The 1,010-nt window shown below is 67.4% G+C and carries 1 protein-coding gene; it reads left to right on the top strand.

Features of this window, described 5'->3' with window-relative positions:
* Window positions 1-932, top strand: a 932-nt coding sequence (locus tag NKI61_RS32800; protein ID WP_352842420.1) for an NTP transferase domain-containing protein, incomplete at its 5' end; no start/stop codon positions are given.
* Window positions 933-1,010 lie beyond the last annotated feature (78 nt).

Genomic DNA, 1,010 nt, shown 5'->3' with positions numbered 1-1,010 from the left:
ACATGGTGGTGATCTTCGGCGCCTCGGCGATGAGCGATTTCAACGATGTCGTTCCGGCGGCGATCGAGGCAGCAGGTGGCACGGTGATCCGCGCGGGCATGCCCGTCGATCCCGGCAATCTGCTGGTGCTGGGCACGCTCGACGGCAAGCGCGTCATCGGCGCGCCCGGTTGCGCCCGCAGCCCCAAGGAGAACGGTTTCGATTGGGTGCTCGACAGGCTGATCGCCGGCCTCGACGTCACCGCCAAGGACATCGCCGGCATGGGCGTTGGCGGCCTCTTGATGGAAATCCCGACCCGGCCGCAGCCGCGCGAGCCGCTGCCGGCGAGAGCCGGGCTGAAGGTCGAGATCGTGCTTCTGGCCGCCGGTCGCTCCAGCCGCATGGGCGGGCCGAACAAGCTTCTGGCGCTGTTCGACGGCAAACCGCTGGTGCGCCGGACAGTCGAGCGCGCACTGGCCTCGAAGGCAACCAGCACCGTTGTCGTCACCGGCCACCAGCGTGAGCGGGTGCACCAAGCCTTGACCGGCCTCGACGTGATCTTCGCCGACAATCCGGATTTTGCCGACGGCCTGTCCTCGTCTCTAAAAGCCGGCATTGCCCGCGTTGGAGCCGAGGCGGCCGGCGCCATGATCGTCCTCGGCGACATGCCGGGTATCTCATCGGCCGATCTCGACCGGTTGATCGAGGCCTTCCGTAGGGACGGCGGCCGCTCAGTGGTGCGTGCCGCCCATGACGGCCGCCGCGGCAATCCGGTGCTGCTGCCACGCGCGCTGTTTGGAGGCATCGCTCACCTCGAGGGCGACACCGGCGCCCGCCATCTGGTCGAGGCCGAGGGACTCGATGTCATCGACGTCGAGATCGGCGACGGCGCGTCGATCGATGTCGACACCCGCGAGGCGCTGGAAGACGCCGGCGGCGTGCTGCAGGATTGACAAAGCGAAGCCGAAAAACGCATGCCTTTAGCATGGCTCTCTCTTTACTTGCCTCAGCGCTTCTACCCCCCTCTGGCC

This window comes from Mesorhizobium sp. M0514 (assembly GCF_040321145.1).
In the GTDB taxonomy this organism is placed as follows: Bacteria; Pseudomonadota; Alphaproteobacteria; order Rhizobiales; family Rhizobiaceae; genus Mesorhizobium.
This window is presented reverse-complemented; position numbering and strand designations above follow the sequence as displayed.